General features: G+C 42.0%; 19 protein-coding genes. 4 read left to right on the top strand and 15 right to left on the bottom strand.

What is annotated here, in order from left to right; translation table 11 throughout:
* Positions 1 to 66: 66 nt before the first annotated feature.
* On the bottom strand, positions 67 to 2046 hold the full coding sequence (locus tag BK026_RS14585) for a DUF2779 domain-containing protein (RefSeq protein ID WP_071816506.1): 1980 nt from the start codon (positions 2044 to 2046) through the stop codon (positions 67 to 69).
* Between the two features lie 216 nt (positions 2047 to 2262).
* Here BK026_RS14585 and BK026_RS14590 point away from each other — a divergent pair, with 216 nt between their 5' ends.
* From BK026_RS14590 to BK026_RS14600, 3 genes are all read left to right on the top strand, one after another.
* Positions 2263 to 3363 carry a WYL domain-containing protein gene (locus BK026_RS14590; protein ID WP_071816507.1) on the top strand — a complete coding sequence of 367 codons (1101 nt, stop codon included), beginning with the start codon at positions 2263 to 2265 and terminating at the stop codon, positions 3361 to 3363.
* A 225-nt stretch (positions 3364 to 3588) separates the two neighbouring features.
* Positions 3589 to 4590 carry a LacI family DNA-binding transcriptional regulator gene (locus BK026_RS14595; protein WP_071816508.1) on the top strand — a complete coding sequence of 334 codons (1002 nt, stop codon included), beginning with the start codon at positions 3589 to 3591 and terminating at the stop codon, positions 4588 to 4590.
* A gap of 104 nt (positions 4591 to 4694) precedes the next feature.
* Entirely contained in the window at positions 4695 to 5174 is a 480-nt protein-coding gene (locus BK026_RS14600; protein ID WP_071816509.1) for a nuclear transport factor 2 family protein, read from the top strand.
* A gap of 38 nt (positions 5175 to 5212) precedes the next feature.
* Here BK026_RS14600 and BK026_RS14605 read toward each other — a convergent pair whose 3' ends face one another.
* The 3 genes from BK026_RS14605 to BK026_RS14615 all read right to left on the bottom strand — a co-directional run bounded on the left by BK026_RS14605 (position 5213) and on the right by BK026_RS14615 (position 7822).
* Positions 5213 to 5854: an OmpA family protein gene (locus tag BK026_RS14605; protein ID WP_071816510.1), complete on the bottom strand. Its 642-nt coding sequence runs from the start codon at positions 5852 to 5854 to the stop codon at positions 5213 to 5215.
* Between the two features lie 365 nt (positions 5855 to 6219).
* Positions 6220 to 7419, bottom strand: coding sequence for an HD-GYP domain-containing protein (locus tag BK026_RS14610; protein ID WP_071816511.1), 1200 nt, complete (start codon positions 7417 to 7419; stop codon positions 6220 to 6222).
* Positions 7420 to 7486: 67 nt separating this feature from the next.
* Complete coding sequence (locus BK026_RS14615) at positions 7487 to 7822, bottom strand: MGMT family protein (RefSeq protein WP_071816512.1); 336 nt, start codon at positions 7820 to 7822, stop codon at positions 7487 to 7489.
* Positions 7823 to 7877: 55 nt separating this feature from the next.
* Here BK026_RS14615 and BK026_RS14620 point away from each other — a divergent pair, with 55 nt between their 5' ends.
* Entirely contained in the window at positions 7878 to 8468 is a 591-nt protein-coding gene (locus tag BK026_RS14620) for a tRNA-uridine aminocarboxypropyltransferase (RefSeq protein ID WP_071816513.1), read from the top strand.
* On the opposite strand, the gene BK026_RS14625 is transcribed toward BK026_RS14620, so the two are convergent.
* The 11 genes from BK026_RS14625 to atpB all read right to left on the bottom strand — a co-directional run bounded on the left by BK026_RS14625 (position 8465) and on the right by atpB (position 17792).
* On the bottom strand, positions 8465 to 9064 hold the full coding sequence (locus tag BK026_RS14625; RefSeq protein WP_071816514.1) for a glutathione S-transferase family protein: 600 nt from the start codon (positions 9062 to 9064) through the stop codon (positions 8465 to 8467). The two genes, BK026_RS14620 and BK026_RS14625, sit on opposite strands and share 4 nt — an antisense overlap.
* Before the next feature lie 37 nt (positions 9065 to 9101).
* Positions 9102 to 10019 (bottom strand): hypothetical protein, encoded by a 918-nt coding sequence (locus tag BK026_RS14630; protein ID WP_071816515.1) that lies wholly within the window; start codon positions 10017 to 10019, stop codon positions 9102 to 9104.
* 21 nt (positions 10020 to 10040) lie between these two features.
* Complete coding sequence (locus BK026_RS14635; RefSeq protein WP_071816516.1) at positions 10041 to 10994, bottom strand: hypothetical protein; 954 nt, start codon at positions 10992 to 10994, stop codon at positions 10041 to 10043.
* Between the two features lie 212 nt (positions 10995 to 11206).
* Positions 11207 to 11620, bottom strand: a complete 414-nt coding sequence (locus BK026_RS14645) for a F0F1 ATP synthase subunit epsilon (protein ID WP_071816518.1) — start codon at positions 11618 to 11620, stop codon at positions 11207 to 11209.
* A 60-nt stretch (positions 11621 to 11680) separates the two neighbouring features.
* On the bottom strand, positions 11681 to 13066 hold the full coding sequence (gene atpD, locus BK026_RS14650) for a F0F1 ATP synthase subunit beta (protein WP_039221268.1): 1386 nt from the start codon (positions 13064 to 13066) through the stop codon (positions 11681 to 11683).
* 33 nt (positions 13067 to 13099) lie between these two features.
* The gene (gene atpG / locus BK026_RS14655) at positions 13100 to 13960 is read right to left on the bottom strand and encodes a F0F1 ATP synthase subunit gamma (protein WP_012520217.1); all 861 of its coding nucleotides are present in this window, start codon (positions 13958 to 13960) and stop codon (positions 13100 to 13102) included.
* Positions 13961 to 14018: 58 nt separating this feature from the next.
* Positions 14019 to 15560, bottom strand: coding sequence for a F0F1 ATP synthase subunit alpha (atpA, locus tag BK026_RS14660; protein ID WP_039221264.1), 1542 nt, complete (start codon positions 15558 to 15560; stop codon positions 14019 to 14021).
* A 13-nt stretch (positions 15561 to 15573) separates the two neighbouring features.
* Positions 15574 to 16107: a F0F1 ATP synthase subunit delta gene (gene atpH / locus BK026_RS14665; protein ID WP_071816519.1), complete on the bottom strand. Its 534-nt coding sequence runs from the start codon at positions 16105 to 16107 to the stop codon at positions 15574 to 15576.
* A 14-nt stretch (positions 16108 to 16121) separates the two neighbouring features.
* Positions 16122 to 16592, bottom strand: a complete 471-nt coding sequence (gene atpF, locus BK026_RS14670) for a F0F1 ATP synthase subunit B (protein WP_014951452.1) — start codon at positions 16590 to 16592, stop codon at positions 16122 to 16124.
* A 45-nt stretch (positions 16593 to 16637) separates the two neighbouring features.
* Entirely contained in the window at positions 16638 to 16859 is a 222-nt protein-coding gene (gene atpE / locus BK026_RS14675) for a F0F1 ATP synthase subunit C (RefSeq protein ID WP_012520222.1), read from the bottom strand.
* 99 nt (positions 16860 to 16958) lie between these two features.
* Positions 16959 to 17792: a F0F1 ATP synthase subunit A gene (atpB, locus tag BK026_RS14680; protein WP_012520223.1), complete on the bottom strand. Its 834-nt coding sequence runs from the start codon at positions 17790 to 17792 to the stop codon at positions 16959 to 16961.
* Between the last annotated feature and the right edge of the window lie 47 nt (positions 17793 to 17839).

The raw sequence follows: 17839 nt of genomic DNA on the forward strand, positions 1-17839 counted from the left end.
CTAACTTCCTTTGGCTAATTAATCGATTTGCCTGCAGGGTAACTAATTAATAAGACAGGAAATGTCCTAAAAATGGTTATTCACCATCTCTTGCCAAGCTTCTTGGATCATTACCATTGCTAACGTATCTAGTTCACAGTACATCAATAGTCCGCGTTCAAGTTCTTTTCTTTCATAATCAGACATCTCAGTAAACTGGAGTCGAGCATAGGCAGTCAAAGCCAGACCGCCATTATTTAGTTCATCGGATTCTGATAGCAGCGCTATGTCATGCTCAGATGCTTCAGCAAACATTTTTGGCAATGACTTATACGGGTCTTTTACTTTTCCGCTTTCATCAAATTCAATCCAAGCTTTGTTTTTAAAATTTAAGCTTGGTAACTCTTCAGTCCCATAAATGGGTTGTTTGTATTTTTCTTTAAGAAATTGAGAGCTATTTAAAATAGCAGGTAGCACCGCCTTAATGGAGTTTGAGCCACCCGTGGCGGGGTCGTAATAATATTTTTTCACTAGCTCCCACTGGTCAACCATGTTTCTGTCACCCAGCCAATTGTCTTTGCTGTTATTGGAAGACTTAGTGATTGACTTAATAAAGCTACAAAGATCGTCTTTATCCGCTTCAACCGACAGTCTCAATTGCTGATATACCATGTTAAGATACGCATTCTCATGGTTGGAATATCTAAAAATAGTGCCGTCGTCCTTTTCTAATTGGGCCTTTAATTCCCTTACAAAGTTGAAGTTTGGGAACTCACCAACCTGAGTGCTAAGAAATTCACCTGCATGCTCTACACGACCGTCTTCATGTAACATGTGGTGGGAAAACTGGAAGGCTATGCCTTCGTATGGTGACATTCCTTCGTAAAATGGTATTGCTACAGCACAGGTTTCAAAGTCGATAAAGTGAAGAGGATAAATCCAAGATGCCATTTCATTTCGCATGCTATCAACATCAAAATACACACTTGAATCGTTGTCTTGCACTTTTTCTATTTGAAGCCACTGCCTCTCTTTTAATGTAAGTGCAGGGGTTGATGACTCTTCGTAGTTGATGTCTTCTGGCGCAAGGTCTTTTAGCTTTACTTTGCCATTTTCTATACAGCGATTTGAACCTCTAAAGTTAGAGATATTTAATACCGTTGGCTCGTTAAAGTCTTCGTTACTCCAATGCAGTTGCTCTTTCCAGCATTCCTTAAATCCACTTTTAAAGCCATTCGCCTCATCTTCTTCCGAGCATTTGAACTCACAACTTTTACACTTTGAGCCTATGACTGGCATCACCTTTTCATCATTAGCGTACCGTTCAGCTAGCATTTCGACATTAGGGATAAAACCTTCTGCTGGCATACCCGTTTGTAATTCGGTTTCATAAGCTATTTGAACCGCTTTGTCTGTATTTACCTTTTTGAGAATTTTAACCGATAAGTCCGAGGCAGATAACGAATTAGAAACAGACACACCGCGTCTGTTTCTGTCATCACGCGTTAATTTAAATTTCTGATTTAAACCATTGACTGGGCAAGGCGTTTCCTTATCAACAACCATTAAATAGCTGCTAACAATCGCACTAGGCCTGGCTTGTTTTAATACGTATTTTTGAAACGCAACGTCGAAAATACAGGGTTTCCACTTTGCAGCTAACTTTCCAGAAGTGTTTAAAAAGTCTTTGTCGTTTTTAGCCGAATACGACTTAGCTTTAACTTCAATGAGCTGATACTCATTACCTTGTTTAACTAAAATATCAACACGAACAAATAAGTTGCCATAGCGAATTGCAGGCTCAAAAATAACGACATTTTCCTGCTTTAACAGCGCATTAGTTCGCTTTATTGATTCTTCATAGTCGAGAGAGGTAACGTCATGCCCTTCAGGATAATAACACTTTGCCAGTTCTCCCACTTGAAAACCACCATCAGCTAATGAGGCCAAAAACGGATCATCAAGCTTGTTATCCAAGTATTCTTTTTTAGCCGTGTAAAACAACTTAGTTGGGCATTCTGTGGCTAACTTAAATCGAGATTTAGTTAAATACCTTGGCTGGCTCATTACTTTATACTCGCTTATATCAAGTTCTCTGTAAGTGTAATTTTTGATTGAGGTACGACGCGTTCCATTTAATCAAAAAATTGTGGTCACAACATTTTTATGGCATTTGATGCTTTCGCCAGGCAGCATTGCAGCGCCAAATCCCATCGATTGACATTAATGGCATATTAAAAGAATATCGAGACAACACATGTCCTATATTGTTTGCGCTTTTTTATGAAGTCATTAAATTCACAGTTTAGAAACGCGATAGTACGAAGCATTGATGTTGGTGAACACAGAGCCATTAAAATAAAAGATTTAATTGAAAACCGGTTGCCTAGCTATAGAAAAGAAAGCCAAGACTCTTTTCATTCTTTTAAGAAAAACGCGTCCCGAATTATCACATCAATGCTAGGGGACAATGGCGAGGGGCTCTCTAGGGTTAAAAAGGGAAATGCTTATTTATATTTCTGGCCATCTCAACAAGACAAAGATGCTGCTATCGATCAATTTAAAATGACAGAGGAAAGGGCATTTGCATTTACGTTTATTAAGGAGTATTTGCCTGAGTTAGTTCCCCCTCATATCTTTTCAGTATTACAAACTGACTTTAAAAAAGCGGAAGAAATATTAGATCAATCAGAGTTGATACATTATTTATCTAAGATTGATTTCAACCCGATGGGTTATGACATGCATAGTGCATTAGATCACGAACTTGCCACAATTGAAGAACAAAATTTATGGCAGTTTGTGTTTGATTGCACATTTAAAGAGAAATGTTTTTCAGCGTACTATAGATCCATACACAAAAATTTTGATGCAAAAAAACTGGTTTTATCACCGCAAAGAATTGTATTGCTAAATCACCATCTACATGTGTTGGCATATGAACATGGTAGCCATACCACGAGATATTTTGAAATTAGTAAACTGTATCGTTTTACAGATTCAAAGGACCAATTTATTAAGGTCAATAAAACAGAATATGAAACTAGAGTAAAGGTCTCCGCTATTTGTCATACTTGGGTTAAACGTAGTTTCGAAACTACATCATTAGCTCACAAATCTACGTTCACAAAATTAGGGAATGACGACTGTTGGCTTTTAGAAATAGACCTGAATTTCCCTCATCATTTCAACAGGGAAGGGCCTGACCCTTTCTTTGTTGCAAACTATTTAAGTGGATTTTCAGATTCAATCGTTGTGTTGGAACCTGAGTTTTTAAAAAATGAAATGAAACGCAGAACCAGTAATTTAGCAACCGTTTACAATGATGAGTGTGACGTGGAAACGATAGTAGCTTTAAGCCCCCATGTGATGGCAAGTAAGTAGCGTTTCGATGAATGGTATACTTTTTGAGAAAGCGCTTTCTCTTTAAAGACATTGAAATCATACTTGTAAAGAAAGGTCTTTCTCTGCAGAAAAATAGATAGATTAAAGCGACTGGTGATACTTGTGACGTTGGTACATGCACCTTTTAATGCGTAGCGCATTTTCACATATAGCGGCATAATAATGGGTGTATCTTCCGTGTTTTAAAATGTGAGGAGTGGCCTAGTGCCTACCATTTATCAAGTTGCTGAACGCGCAGGCGTTTCTCTCTCTACAGTGAGTCGTGTATTAAATGGCAAACAAACTGTAAACCATAATTTGAGAACACGGGTTGAACAAGCAATCTCTGAGTTAAATTATAAGCCAAATTTATCCGCTCGTTCTCTGGCTAAAAACAAAACCGACAGCATTGGTGCCATTGTTCCTAGTAATAGCTCTGCATCGTCTGCCAAGCTTTTAAACGCCATAATCACCCATCTTCGTGCCGAAAATAAACACGTCATTGTGACAACAACCACTGATACTGAAGAATCAGAAAAGTCTGCTGTAGAGTTTTTAGTTTCTCGTAATTGTGACGCAATACTCATGTATTCGGAAATGCTTTCAGATAACTATTTGACAGAGCTTCACAAAACTAAGGTGCCAGTTGTACTGATTAATCGGCAAATAACTGAAATTTGCGAGCAAGGTTGTACCACAGATAATGAAAGGGCAGGCTATTGTGCAACTCGTCATTTATTAGAAAATGGTCATCAGAACATCGCTTTCCTTTCTGGTCAAAAACATAATAATTCAGTAATCCGACAGTTAGCTGGGTACGAAAAAGCGCTCAAAGAAGCGGGGTTAGTCATCTCCTCATCGTTAATGAAAGAGGGCGAGTATTCAGCGGAAGCTGGGTATTCAGGCCTGTTAGATTTATTAGCATGCGACGTTGGTTTTTCTGCTGTTATTTGCAGTAATGACGTTATTGCCTCGGGGGTACTGAGCTGCGCTAGAGAGTTAGGAATGAACCTTCCTTCTGATTTTTCAGTGATGAGTATTAATGATACGGGCTTGGCTAATCATCTTTACCCCCGACTAACCTCTGTAGATACATGCATAGATAAGACAGCTAATTGGGCTTTTAGTCATATAATGAACTGTGTTTATGGGCAAGACTATAATGTACAGTGTGGTAGCGAACTAACGATAGTAATGCGCGACTCTACCGTACCTTACATGCCGTGAAGGTAGGCAGCAACATCATCTTTTGGGGCAGTTAATGCTGATTGTTGTGTTTCATGTGAAACATTAATTAATCAGTGTTCTTTTACTTTGTTTAGGGGATTAATGTGAAATATTTAGCCGCGTTCTTTTTAGTGATGCTATCGGTAACGAATGTGCAGGCGACAGAAAAAGACAATATCAACAGAGTTCTTGATAGCCTGCATGAAAATGCTTCGCTGGCTAAGTTCGAGGAATATTTTAATCTTTACAGTGATGATGCTGTTTTTATTGGCACAGACGCTTCTGAAATTTGGACAATAGGTGAATTTAAAAAGTACGCAAAGCCTTATTTCGACAATGGCAACGGGTGGACCTATAACCCTAGAAACAGGCATATTTATTTTTCACCAAACCAGAACGTTGCATGGTTTGACGAACTTCTAGACAATGAAAAGCTTGGAGAAACAAGAGGTACGGGCGTATTAGTAAGATACGAGAACGAGTGGAAGGTGAGCCAATATCACCTAACAATTCCCATTCCCAATGCGCTCGCCAGCGGCATAGCTGAAAAAATTCAAGCCCACAAAAACAAAACGCCTCATTAAAATTGAGGCGTTATATTGTTTCAAGCTTAACTCAAAGTTTAGCTGTTTGACTGGGTAAGAGGTTGGATCTCCATCTCTACACGACGGTTCATAGAACGATTAGCAGCACTATTATTAGGTACCTTTGGCGCGTACTCACCCATACCTACAGTCGTAATTCGAGTCGGATTCACCGAATAGTTAATTAGCAAGTTCTTCACAGCACCGGCTCGTCGTTCTGACAACGACTGGTTATATTGTTCAGAGCCGGTATCGTCAGTATGCCCCTTGATCATTAATACTGTTTTTTCATAGTTGTTCACTACTTTCGCTACATCTTGCAAAACAGGGTTAAAGTTTGGACTTATGCTTGAGCTGTCGGTAGCAAATGTGATGTCTCCTGGCATGATAAGTCGAAGGTTGTCCCCTTCACGAACAATTTGCACACCGGTATCAGAAAGTTCACTTCTTAGCGCTTCTTCTTGTTTATCCATGTAGCCACCAATTGCACCACCGGCAATGGCCCCTACGGCAGCACCCCAGGCATAACGGCTCTTATCGTTATCACCTGTTGCTTTACCTAATAGCGCTCCTACTACAGCGCCAATAGCTGCCCCTTTTTGCGTATTATTGGGATCGTTAGCACACCCAGCGACCGTTAATGATGCAGCGATAAGACTTACAGCGAGAGTTTTTTTCATGGCTTCCTCTTTTCTCAATTTTGAGCTTATATTCCAAAAGCAGTATCAAGTTCAACACAATGCTTGCGCCCAATGACTTGAACGACGTGCGATTCTGAAATATTCGCAGTATCAATAACAACTTACCCAGCAAGTAGTGTTCCAAAAGAATATAACTATATTCGCACTTAACAATGTTGCTAATTTTAAGCCTGATTTACAAAAAATTATTCATATCGTACAAAGAGTTAAGTTTTGGTATAAACGCTTTTGCTATTTTTAAGTGTACAATAGCTAACCTGAACACAAGCTAAATAACTACGGCTTAAGGAGAGACACACTTCTGATGCTGTAAAAAATACACTGTGTTGCTTTACAGGAACACTTCAGCCAATTGATACTGAACGTTCAAAGAACGCATTTACATCAATCTTATAGTCAGAGGCGATAACTGCACGTTCTACGGTAACCGACTTATCCACCGAGAGGTCAATATCTTTCGGAGTAAGATAATGACTATTTCGCACCGAGTAGAAAACCTTCACCAAAGGAGTGAGCGGGGAAGTGCGTTGTTCAATTACCATTGCAAGTCGTTCGTTAGAGAGTAGTACGAGACTTCCAACAGGATACACACCAAGGCATTTGATAAATTGCTGAACAAGTGATTGATCTAAACGAGAGGGGGCATCACTCATTAAAATTGAAAAAGCTTTCTGACTCGACATCCCTGGTTTGTACACCCTATCTGCAGTAAGTGCATCATACATATCTGCAATTGCAAGCATTCTGCCCGCGCGACTAATGTTTTCACCTTTTGTACCTGCAGGATAGCCTAAACCATCCAGACGCTCATGGTGCTCACTTATAGCCTGAATTAAGGGTAAAGCAATATCCGTTTCTTTCAGATAATCCACGCCATGCTTTACATGGCCCTTCATAATGTCCATCTCACTTTCTGTAAGTCGCCCCGGCTTATGCAAAATCTCATCAGGGATTTTAATCTTGCCTAGATCATGAAGAAAGCCTGCGTAAGAAAGATCTTGCACCTCAGATTCAGACATACCTAAGAAACTTCCGAAGTTGGCCAGCAGTATTGCAACGTTGAGGGAATGTTCGAGCAAATAATCGTCTTTTTCTCGAATTTTTGTTAAGCAAAGTAGGGCATCAGGATTTCTATCGACTGACTCGACTAACTTGTTGGAAAACGCTTTGGGTATGCTCGCATCAAACGGCGTTTCTTTCTTTACATTCTCTAGCAATAGCTTTTGAATGGATTTTCCTTGTTCATGCAGTAAAGAAGCGCGTCTAAGCTCGGCGTCTAACGATACCTTTGGTGGTTTATTTGACTGCTCAGGCTCACTCTCCACAATCGACTGGGCTGGGCTGTTCTCGCCGTCCTGACCAACAGAGAAGGCTTTATCAGTATCTATAGCAACTGTTTTTACACCGCGCTTCTTTAGCGCTTCAACTAATTCCTGGGAAGTAACGCGACCTTGACTTTTTACCGTCAGTGAACCTTTTTGTTCAAGAATTTGATGAACAAACATGCCTGGTTTTAACTGGTCAATACTAATTTTTTTTAACATGCTTACTGCGACATTCTTTTCAAAAAGTAGGTGTTTAACATCAATGGATACAATTCGATTCAGAGGTCTAATACTCTAACTTAGCAAGTATAGTGTGTAAATCTGGTTTCCAACCGTATTCCTTCATATTAATTCGACCATTTTTAACCATAACCCCTTCCTCTAGAAGCAGCGCGCATTGCGCTTGCGCCATTTCTGAGCCCGCAGGAAACGCAATGTGACCACTAGCACGTACTACACGATGCCAAGGACAGTCCTCAAGACCTCGAAGCGCTTTGCCCATGAGCCTAGCTCTACCTGGCAAACCGCTCAAGTCAGCGAGTTGACCATAGCTAACCACATTACCAACGGGAACTATAGATAGGGTTTTCTTCACCCGAAATAATATTGCATCGTTACACATGTTGTATATTATCCATTATTCCTAACCACACCGAAAAGAGCCCTTAGACAACGCCATGCGAGCGTATTGTAAACATTGTCATTATCCAGTTTCTACGTGTGTCTGCAGCGCAATTAACACCGTTTCTGTAGATTTAGGTATTACGGTGATACAACATCCCAAAGAAGCTTCTCACGCGAAAAATACGGTAAAACTCTTGCAGCTATGTATGCCGCATATTGAAGTTGTGAGAAGTACAGACCAAGATGGCATTAGAGACTTACAGTTACGATGTGATAGCCAGTCTAGCGCTGTTATTTATCCGAATCAGAACAGCTGTGCATTAGAAAGTATTCCGAAACATGGTAAATCGCAGCTGCAACATATCATATTGCTCGATGGAAGTTGGCGACAAGCCTTTGGAATTATGCAACAGCATCAATGGCTACAAGCATTGCCTTCTTACCATTTTGAAGACCCGCACCCGTCAGAATATCGCATAAGGCATACATCTGTAACACACGCACTATCCACATTGGAAGCCGCAGCATTTTGCATCAGTAAACTTCGTGGAATAAATGTATCAACACTGTATCGTGCCCAAGAAAAACTACAGTCATTCTGGCAGGGTCCACCGTCCCACAGAAGAGGTGCCAACAAACATTAACGCTGCATCGGTATAAATCCATTCTGCCCAGAAATCAGTGTTATCCAATTTCTAATGGCAGGATAAGCCGAAAGGTCAAAACCACCTTCATGCGCCACATGGGTGTAAGCAAATAGAGATATGTCTGCCAGTGTTAGCGCATCGCCGAGTAAAAAGGGAGTCTTTTCGAGCTGTGTTTCCATAACTGCCAATGCTCGATAACCACCCGCCTTTTTCGATTCGAATTCAGCCTTCCTGTCATCAGGTAACCCCAAATACAAATTAATATAACGCGCTACCGCTATATACGGCTCATGACTGTACTGTTCAAAAAATTGCCATTGTAGTAGGCGCGAAAACTGGAACGTTGAAGACGGTATGAATTTTGAGTCTTGAGCTAGATAATGCAAAATAGCATTAGATTCTGAAATAACGCGACCATCATCGAGCTCTAAAATTGGAATTTTACCATTTGGCGACTTTTCCAAAAACTGAGAAGTGCGTGTTTCACCGCACATGATATCAACATCAACCCAGTCGCAATGCATTTCTAAAAAAGACAGTAGAAGCTGAAGTTTATAGCAATTACCTGAACGCTTATCGCCGTATAATTTCATTAGTGACCCCGAATTTCCATTTGAAGCATTTTTTGGTTTAGTGCTCAGTCACCAAAAATACACCCCACGATAATAAGGGTAAACACAGACAAAATAAAAGCGTTATACTCTGTCTTGTTGACAAAGCTTCGCCAAACTTTTCTTCATCATGCAGCAAACACTCAATTTCACTGCTTTTAACGTCTGTCACGCTCTCTTTAATCAGTGATTCTAATTGTGTATCTATCTCTTTTGTCAACGCGTGAGTTAGCTTCCTGATCCTGTACAAACAAATAGTAAGTGGAGTCAAAAGGAACAGAGCGAAAAAAGCGGTTAAAGCTAATATAAAAAGAAAATCAAATGTATGAATAGGCTGCTTATACCAAAAGATTGGCAAAACAAGGGTTACTGTCGATGCAGCAGCAAATGTAGTTAGCGAAACATTGATAACTTTTCGGTAAAGCTTAATGCTTGATACCGTGTCTAAATTACCTTTCGATAACAGTACCCAGAGATATTTATTGTTAGTTACTAATTGAAATAAAAAAAGTGATAGCAGCAACCAAAAGGGAATGGCACTTATTGCCACAATGAACACTTCCTTTTCATGTATACGTGTAATTACGCCTTCAACAAGCATGTATACAATCGGCATGATGAAGCCAATAGTCGTAGACCAAATAATATGCTTTTTATAGGTGTGAGCCATCTGTTGTCTGTGCGCAACAAACGTTCTCTGTTCGTTCCTGATAGAAAGAATACCAAAAAGATTGTAGGCTAAATTTTTGTGGATTGAGCGAATAGAAAAGAGAAACACGCCACTTAACAGCGACGTGCCTAGTGCTGTATTGAAGTCACGTTGCGCGTTGTTTGTCTCTATAGGCAGGCTCATAGACCCCATTGAAAAATGAACAACGACAAGAATTAGCACAAGGGCTATTGGATAAACGATATTGTCTATAAATGATGCTTTCATAACTACAATAGATTCAAATTATTAAACGAAAGCGCCATTAGACACTGCACTGAAAAAAGACCAAGTCGTCACAATTAGCATCAAGCATGCAAAAAGTCGCACTTTATCTTTTACGTTACTTATTTTCATAGAAAGCGCGGTTAACACTTCCAGTTCGCTTGCCAAGTTGTTTGCCTGATCATTTTCGCCTGACTTTATTGCTTCACTCATTTCTGTTTTAAGCGTATTGAGTCTATTGCGCTTTTCTCTTGTCCATTGACGCCGTAAGTCTTGTACAGGTCTAAAAACATAAACGCTCACTATAAACGCAAAAAAAGTAACGAATACGGTATCGATAAATGGGATACTTTTTCCAAACCAAAATATAGGGAAGAAACCGACGGCCCCAAGCGATATCGTACCATTCACAAACCCAAGACGTATCAGCGACGAAAGTGAGTTTAAATAATCATAATAATTTTTTGTCTGATTTAATATGTTGGCTTTTAGATAGCGAATATTCGATGTCACCTGGACTAAAAAAAGAAAAAATAAATGCCAGAAAATAAGCGCGTTTATCGTAATTACATATTGATGAAACTTTACATCACCAGAGAGTAAATTCTCCATGAAGACATAAACTAGTGTTACCAAAACAGCTATCATAAAACAATTTATAGCATGAAGTTTAAATGTTGAAGTAAGGGTAGTGCGATGTTCGTTAAAGCGGCTTAATTGACTGGTTTTGACAAGTATAGATATAAGCGTGCTAGCTACGTTTTGATGTATAAAGCGCAAAGAAAACCAAAAATAACCTGATAGAAACGACATACCTATTGCGGTGTTAAAGTCACGTTGCATGCGAACGTCACTTTCAAGGGGCAAAGTGAGAGAGCCTGAAATAAAATGAATAGCTAACAGTGCCAGCACAAGGAGCGTAGGGAAAAGCCCAATCGATACACCTTGGTGTATATTAGAATAAGGGGATAGCTTCATTGTTAAAATTGTTATGTATGGGTATCGCGTAGTTTATAAAGAATTCAATTGTAATTTTGTCGCGACCAAAGTCGGCTTTCGATACCTCATCAACCTTAAGGGTTACAGGCTTTCTTCGCAATAGAAATAAACGTAACATTGTGTGAATGCTTAATTTTCGGCCAAATAATAAAAAACCCGCCATTTGGCGGGTTTTTTCAAAGCTGGGCTTTTTACTTGCGTAACTTCTGAATAAGGCGAAGTTGCGCAATTGCTTCAGCAAGCTCGTGAGCTGCTTCTGCATAATTAAAGTCAGCACCTGGGTTGGCGATGTGCTCTTCTGCACGTCGTTTGGCTTCTTCTGCTGCCTGCTCGTCAAGATCTTCAGCTCGAACCGCGGTATCAGCCAGTACGGTAACGTTGTTAGGTTGCACTTCTAGTACACCACCCGCAACATAGATAACTTCTTCTTCACCGTGCTGTTTAACCAAACGCACCATACCAGGTTTAATAGCAGAGATAAGTGGCGCGTGCCCTGGGGTAATACCCAGCTCACCTTCGCTACCTGTCACCTGAATCGATTCAACGCGTCCCGAGAAAATCGCTGTCTCTGCGCTTACTACGTCCAAATGTACTGTCATTGCCATGTGAACCTCCTGATTAGGTACGTTAGCATGATGCTAGGCTAGCCACTGCTAGCCTCGTCATTATGCTTTCTTGGCTTTCTCTAGCGCTTCTTCGATAGAACCAACCATGTAGAAGGCCTGCTCTGGAAGGTGATCATACTCACCGTCTAGAATGCCTTTAAAGCCACTGATTGTGTCTTTTAGCGATACATATTTACCAGGTGCACCGGTAAATACTTCTGCTACGAAGAACGGCTGAGATAGGAAACGCTGAATCTTACGAGCACGTGATACCACTTGCTTGTCTTCTTCAGATAGTTCGTCCATACCTAGGATCGCGATGATGTCTTTCAACTCTTTATAGCGCTGAAGAACAGTCTGTACGCCACGTGCTACGTCGTAGTGCTCTTGACCAATTACTAGCGGGTCTAGCTGACGAGACGTTGAATCTAGAGGGTCTACCGCAGGGTAGATACCTAGAGACGCGATATCACGAGAAAGTACTACCGTTGCATCCAAGTGAGCAAAGGTTGTCGCTGGAGATGGGTCAGTCAAGTCATCCGCAGGTACGTATACCGCTTGGATTGACGTGATTGAGCCAGTCTTCGTTGACGTAATACGTTCCTGAAGTACACCCATCTCTTCTGCAAGCGTAGGCTGGTAACCTACCGCAGAAGGCATACGACCTAGAAGTGCTGATACCTCAGTACCTGCTAGGGTATAACGATAGATGTTATCTACGAAGAATAGAACGTCACGGCCTTCGTCACGGAACTTCTCAGCCATTGTTAGACCGGTAAGTGCAACACGTAGACGGTTACCCGGTGGCTCGTTCATCTGACCGTATACAAGCGATACTTTATCAAGTACGTTTGATTCGTTCATTTCGTGATAGAAGTCGTTACCCTCACGCGTACGCTCACCAACACCAGCGAATACTGAGAAACCGCTGTGCTCGATTGCGATGTTACGGATAAGTTCCATCATGTTTACGGTTTTACCTACACCCGCACCACCGAATAGACCAACTTTACCACCCTTAGCGAATGGACAAACCAAGTCGATTACTTTGATACCAGTTTCTAGTAGTTCTACCGAGCTAGACTGATCTTCGTAGCTAGGCGCTTCACGGTGAATAGACATACGCTCTTCTTCACCAATTGGGCCTGCTTCGTCGATTGGGTTACCCAATACGTCCATGATACGACCAAGTGTCTTCGTACCAACTGGAACCATGATTGGGTTACCGGTATTTTCTACTGCAAGACCACGTTTTAGTCCGTCAGTAGTACCTAGTGCGATGCCACGAACAACACCACCACCTAATTGCTGTTGCACTTCCAGGGTTAGACCTGACAAGTCACCTTCGGTAACTTGTAGTGCGTCATAAACTCTTGGTACCGCATCTTGTGGAAATTCAATATCCACAACGGCGCCAATGATTTGGACGACCTTACCTTGACTCATAATTTGTCCTCGTTATCTCTTTTAAACCTTTGCCTACACCGCTGCGGCACCGCTCACAATCTCACTGATTTCTTGTGTGATTGCAGCCTGACGCGCTTTGTTATATACCAGTTGTAACTCATCAATGAGGTTACCGGCGTTGTCGGTTGCTGCCTTCATGGCAACCATTCGCGCAGCTTGTTCTGACGCCGCGTTTTCTACAACACCCTGATACACCTGAGACTCAATGTAACGAACCATTAGTGCTTCCAAAATTTCTTTTGGATCTGGCTCGTAGATGTAGTCCCAACGATGTTGATATTCTTCGTCTTCTGACTTTGGCAAAGGCAATAACTGATTGATCACAGGTTTCTGTGTCATGGTGTTAACGAAGTCATTGAATACCAAGAATACTCGGTCAATTTGTCCTTCGTCGTACGCTTTAAGCATAACGCGTACAACACCCACTACATCGCTCACAGACGGCTTGTCACCTAAACCAGATTCAGCAGCAAGCAACTTGCCACCAAAGCGGTTGAAGAAACTGCACGCTTTAGAACCTAATGCAGCGAAATCCACTTCTACACCCTGTTCACGCCATTTTTTGACGTCTTGAGTGACGAGCTTAAATTCATTGGTGTTCAAGCCACCACATAAGCCTCGGTCAGTGGAAATCACAATGTAACCGACGCGCTTGACTTCACGCTCTTCCAAATAAGGATGGCGATATTCAAGGTTACCGTTTGCAATGTGACCAATCACTTTAAGCATATTTTGTGCATATGGACGGCCAGAAGCCATGCGTTCCTGCGCCTTTTTCATTTTAGACGCAGCAACCATTTCCATCGCACTGGTAATCTTCTGAGTATTTTTGATACTCCCAATCTTACCTTTTATTTCTTTACCGCTGGCCATGACTATCTCTCCGATTACTCAACGAATTGCGCTGGTGGTTAAACACCAGCACCATTGATTACCAAGTTTGTGTCGCTTTAAACGTTGTTAAAGCGTCGTTCAACTTAGAGGCAATCTCGTCGTTGTAGTTACCTGATTCGTTGATAGTCTTCATAAGGTCAGCGTGTTCGCTGTTCATGTAAGAGTGAAGAGCGGCTTCAAAATCTAGGATTTTGTTAAGCTCGATACCCTTAAGGAAACCTTTTTCTACCGCGAACAGAGATACACCCATATCAGCAATTGAAAGTGGTGCGTACTGCTTCTGCTTCATAAGCTCAGTTACGCGCTCACCGTGCTCAAGTTGCTCACGAGTTGCGTCATCAAGGTCAGAAGCAAACTGCGAGAACGCCGCAAGTTCACGATACTGAGCTAGGGCTAGACGAATACCGCCACCCAACTTCTTGATGATTTTAGTCTGTGCAGCACCACCAACACGAGATACCGAGATACCAGCGTTAACCGCTGGACGGATACCTGCGTTAAACAAGTCAGTTTCTAGGAAGATCTGACCGTCGGTAATTGAGATTACGTTAGTTGGTACGAATGCAGATACGTCACCAGCTTGCGTTTCAATAATAGGAAGCGCAGTCAATGAACCTGTCTTACCTTTCACTTCGCCGTTTGTGTAACGCTCAACGTATTGCTCGTTTACACGTGCAGCACGTTCTAGTAGACGTGAGTGAAGGTAGAATACGTCACCTGGGTAAGCTTCACGGCCTGGTGGACGCTTAAGTAGTAGTGAAATTTGACGATAAGCAACAGCTTGCTTAGACAAATCATCGTATACGATTAGCGCGTCTTCACCGCGGTCGCGGAAGAATTCACCCATAGTACAACCAGAGTAAGGCGCTAGATATTGAAGCGCAGCAGACTCAGATGCAGATGCTGCAACCACGATAGTGTGGTCAAGTGCACCGTGCTCTTCTAGTTTACGTACTACGTTAGCGATAGTAGATGCTTTCTGACCAACCGCTACGTACACACATTTAATGCCTGTACCTTTTTGGTTGATGATAGCGTCAACAGCCATTGCTGTTTTACCGCACTGACGGTCACCGATGATAAGCTCACGCTGACCACGACCTACTGGGATCATGGCGTCAACTGACTTATAACCAGTTTGTACTGGTTGGTCTACCGATTGACGCTCGATTACGCCAGGTGCAATTTTTTCAACTGGCTCAAAACCAGCAGCGTCGATTGCGCCTTTACCATCGATAGGCTCACCTAGTGTGTTAACAACACGACCTAGTAGTGCATTACCTACTGGTACTTCAAGAATACGACCAGTAGATTGTACTTTATCGCCCTCTTTAAGGTCCGCATAAGGACCCATAACAACTGCACCTACAGAGTCTCGCTCAAGGTTTAGTGCAATTGCGTAACGGCTTCCAGGAAGCTCGATCATTTCACCTTGCATTACATCTGCAAGGCCGTGAATGCGGATAATACCGTCTGTTACTGCGACGATAGTACCTTCATTACGTGCTTCACTGCTTACATTGAACTGTTCAATTCTTTTCTTGATCAGTTCAGCAATTTCAGTGGAATTAAGTTGCATGCTCTTATCCCCGTTATGCTTGCAACGCGTCTGCTAGACGGTTCAATTTCGACTTTACGGAACCATCAATAACTGTATCGCCGGCATTAATTACCATTCCAGCGATCAGGGCAGGGTCCACGTTACAATTAAGCTTCACTTTACGTGCCAAACGTTTTTCCAAAGATGCAACCAACTCATTTTGTTGTGCATCAGTCAGCGTAGATGCTGAGGTTACGTCCACTTCTATTTCTTTGTCGTAATCTGCTTTAAACGCATCAAACAAAGTAGAAATTTCAGGCAACGCGGCTAAACGTTTATTCTCAGCCAAAACCTTAACCAGATTTTGGCCGTGTTCGTCGAGTTGCTCACCGCAAACATTGTTAAAAATGTCCGCAAGCGTGTCAGCGGCAACTGCACCAGTCAAAAGCTGGTGCATGTCATCATTCGCTGCTACTTCGCCCGCAAAGGCCAGCATTTCTTGCCATTTTGCAACGGCATCTTTCTCGACAGCAAAATCGAAAGCAGCTTTAGCATAAGGACGAGCAACGGTTGTCAATTCAGACATGGCTCATCTCCCTATTAAAGCTCAGCGACAAGTTTTTCAACAATGTCGTTTTGTGCGTTTGCATCGATTTCACGTTGTAAGATTTGCTGTGCGCCAGCTACTGCAAGTGCAGAAACCTGCTTGCGCAAATCTTCTTTGGCACGATTGCGTTCAGCTTCAATCTCGGCATAACCAGAAGCGATAATTTTCTCGCGTTCCGCATGGCCTTTTTGCGTTTCTTCGTCAACCAATTGGTTGGCACGCTTTTTAGCCTGCTCGATAATTTCAGCTGCTTGCGCTTTCGCATCTTTCAATTGCTCAGTAGCTTTCGCTTGAGCAAGCTCTAGGTCTTTCTCTGCACGCTCAGAAGCTTCAAGCCCATCGGCAATCTTCTTCTGACGTTCTTCAATCGCTGCCATTAGTGGAGGCCATACATATTTCATGCAGAACACCACGAACACAGCGAAGGCGATTAATTGACCAATAAAAGTGGCGTTAAAATTCACAATCGCCCCTCCTCTTAAAGTTCGCTAAAAAAGTGTTTAGTAGAATTAGGCACCAACAGCGAACAATAGGTATAGAGCGATACCAACACCGATCATCGCGATGGCGTCGATAAGACCCGCTACGATGAACATCTTAACTTGTAGTTGAGGTGCTAGTTCAGGTTGACGAGCAGCAGATTCAAGGAATTTACCACCTAGTAGACCGAAACCAATAGCGGTACCTAGGGCACCAAGACCAATCAGTAGTGCAACAGCGATGTATAACATTTACGTCTCCGATTTAAGTTAAATTTAAAGTTAATGTTTAAAAGTCAAACTCTGTAAAAACGGTGTCGATTAAAAATTAAAACCGACACCCGTTAATGCTTAGTGGTCTTCACACGCCAGGCTTAAGTACACGATGGTAAGCATCATGAAAATAAACGCTTGAAGCGGAAGTACCAGAATATGGAACACAGCCCACATGAAGTGCAGTGGAAGCTGGAAATAGCCAATTGTAGCAATCAAAATGAAGATTAGCTCACTGGCATACAAGTTACCGAACAAACGCAGTGCTAGTGAAAGCGGACGCGCAAGCAAAGTAACCGTTTCAAGAATGAAGTTCACCGGAATAAAGATAGGGTGACCGAAAGGCTGCATAGTAAGTTCTTTTGCAAAACCGCCAATGCCTTTCATCTTGATTGAATAGAAAAGAATAAGAATAAACACGCCTGAAGCCAGTGCGAACGTTAGGTTAAGGTCAGTGGTTGGCACTGCCTTGTTGTAAACGTCGTGTGGATCCATGCCAAAAGCCGCTTGGCCGATAAGACCAGATACCCATGGAATAAGATCAACTGGCACCAAGTCCATAAGGTTCATTAGCAATACCCATACAAAGATAGTTAGCGCTAATGGCGCAATAAGTGCGCTCTTGCCGTGGAAAGTGCTTTTAACGTTGTCGTCAACAAACTCAACAACAAGCTCAACAAACGCCTGCATTTTGCCAGGTACGCCTGTTGTCGCTTTTGAAGCAACGCTTCTAAAGATAATTAGGAAAAGAAGACCAAGACCGATAGACCATGCCAGTGTATCAACATGCCATGCCCAAAAACCAGCGTCAGAACACGCTTTGTTAAAAGCAATTCCGTTGTCAGTTGAGCACATGGTGGCATTGGTCAAGTGGTGCTTGATGTATTCTGAGGTAGTGTATTCAGATGCCATTGTTTAACCCAAGTTGTAAAGTGTAAAAATTTGGTGACTGGTTCTTT

It is taken from the genome of Alteromonas sp. V450 (assembly GCF_001885075.1).
Classification (GTDB): Bacteria; Pseudomonadota; Gammaproteobacteria; order Enterobacterales; family Alteromonadaceae; genus Alteromonas.

What these genes read in the sequence shown, in the direction of transcription:
- BK026_RS14590 (WP_071816507.1), top strand. Translation starts at nt 2,263, where the DNA reads ATGAAGTCATTAAATTCACAGTTTAGAAACGCGATAGTACGAAGCATT.
- atpD (WP_039221268.1), bottom strand. Translation starts at nt 13,066, where the DNA reads ATGAGTCAAGGTAAGGTCGTCCAAATCATTGGCGCCGTTGTGGATATT.
- BK026_RS14620 (WP_071816513.1), top strand. Translation starts at nt 7,878, where the DNA reads ATGCGAGCGTATTGTAAACATTGTCATTATCCAGTTTCTACGTGTGTC.
- BK026_RS14605 (WP_071816510.1), bottom strand. Translation starts at nt 5,854, where the DNA reads ATGAAAAAAACTCTCGCTGTAAGTCTTATCGCTGCATCATTAACGGTC.
- atpE (WP_012520222.1), bottom strand. Translation starts at nt 16,859, where the DNA reads ATGTTATACATCGCTGTTGCACTACTGATTGGTCTTGGTGCCCTAGGT.
- atpH (WP_071816519.1), bottom strand. Translation starts at nt 16,107, where the DNA reads ATGTCTGAATTGACAACCGTTGCTCGTCCTTATGCTAAAGCTGCTTTC.
- atpA (WP_039221264.1), bottom strand. Translation starts at nt 15,560, where the DNA reads ATGCAACTTAATTCCACTGAAATTGCTGAACTGATCAAGAAAAGAATT.
- atpG (WP_012520217.1), bottom strand. Translation starts at nt 13,960, where the DNA reads ATGGCCAGCGGTAAAGAAATAAAAGGTAAGATTGGGAGTATCAAAAAT.
- BK026_RS14625 (WP_071816514.1), bottom strand. Translation starts at nt 9,064, where the DNA reads ATGAAATTATACGGCGATAAGCGTTCAGGTAATTGCTATAAACTTCAG.
- BK026_RS14585 (WP_071816506.1), bottom strand. Translation starts at nt 2,046, where the DNA reads ATGAGCCAGCCAAGGTATTTAACTAAATCTCGATTTAAGTTAGCCACA.
- BK026_RS14630 (WP_071816515.1), bottom strand. Translation starts at nt 10,019, where the DNA reads ATGAAAGCATCATTTATAGACAATATCGTTTATCCAATAGCCCTTGTG.
- BK026_RS14635 (WP_071816516.1), bottom strand. Translation starts at nt 10,994, where the DNA reads ATGAAGCTATCCCCTTATTCTAATATACACCAAGGTGTATCGATTGGG.
- BK026_RS14645 (WP_071816518.1), bottom strand. Translation starts at nt 11,620, where the DNA reads ATGGCAATGACAGTACATTTGGACGTAGTAAGCGCAGAGACAGCGATT.
- atpB (WP_012520223.1), bottom strand. Translation starts at nt 17,792, where the DNA reads ATGGCATCTGAATACACTACCTCAGAATACATCAAGCACCACTTGACC.
- BK026_RS14615 (WP_071816512.1), bottom strand. Translation starts at nt 7,822, where the DNA reads ATGTGTAACGATGCAATATTATTTCGGGTGAAGAAAACCCTATCTATA.
- BK026_RS14610 (WP_071816511.1), bottom strand. Translation starts at nt 7,419, where the DNA reads ATGTTAAAAAAAATTAGTATTGACCAGTTAAAACCAGGCATGTTTGTT.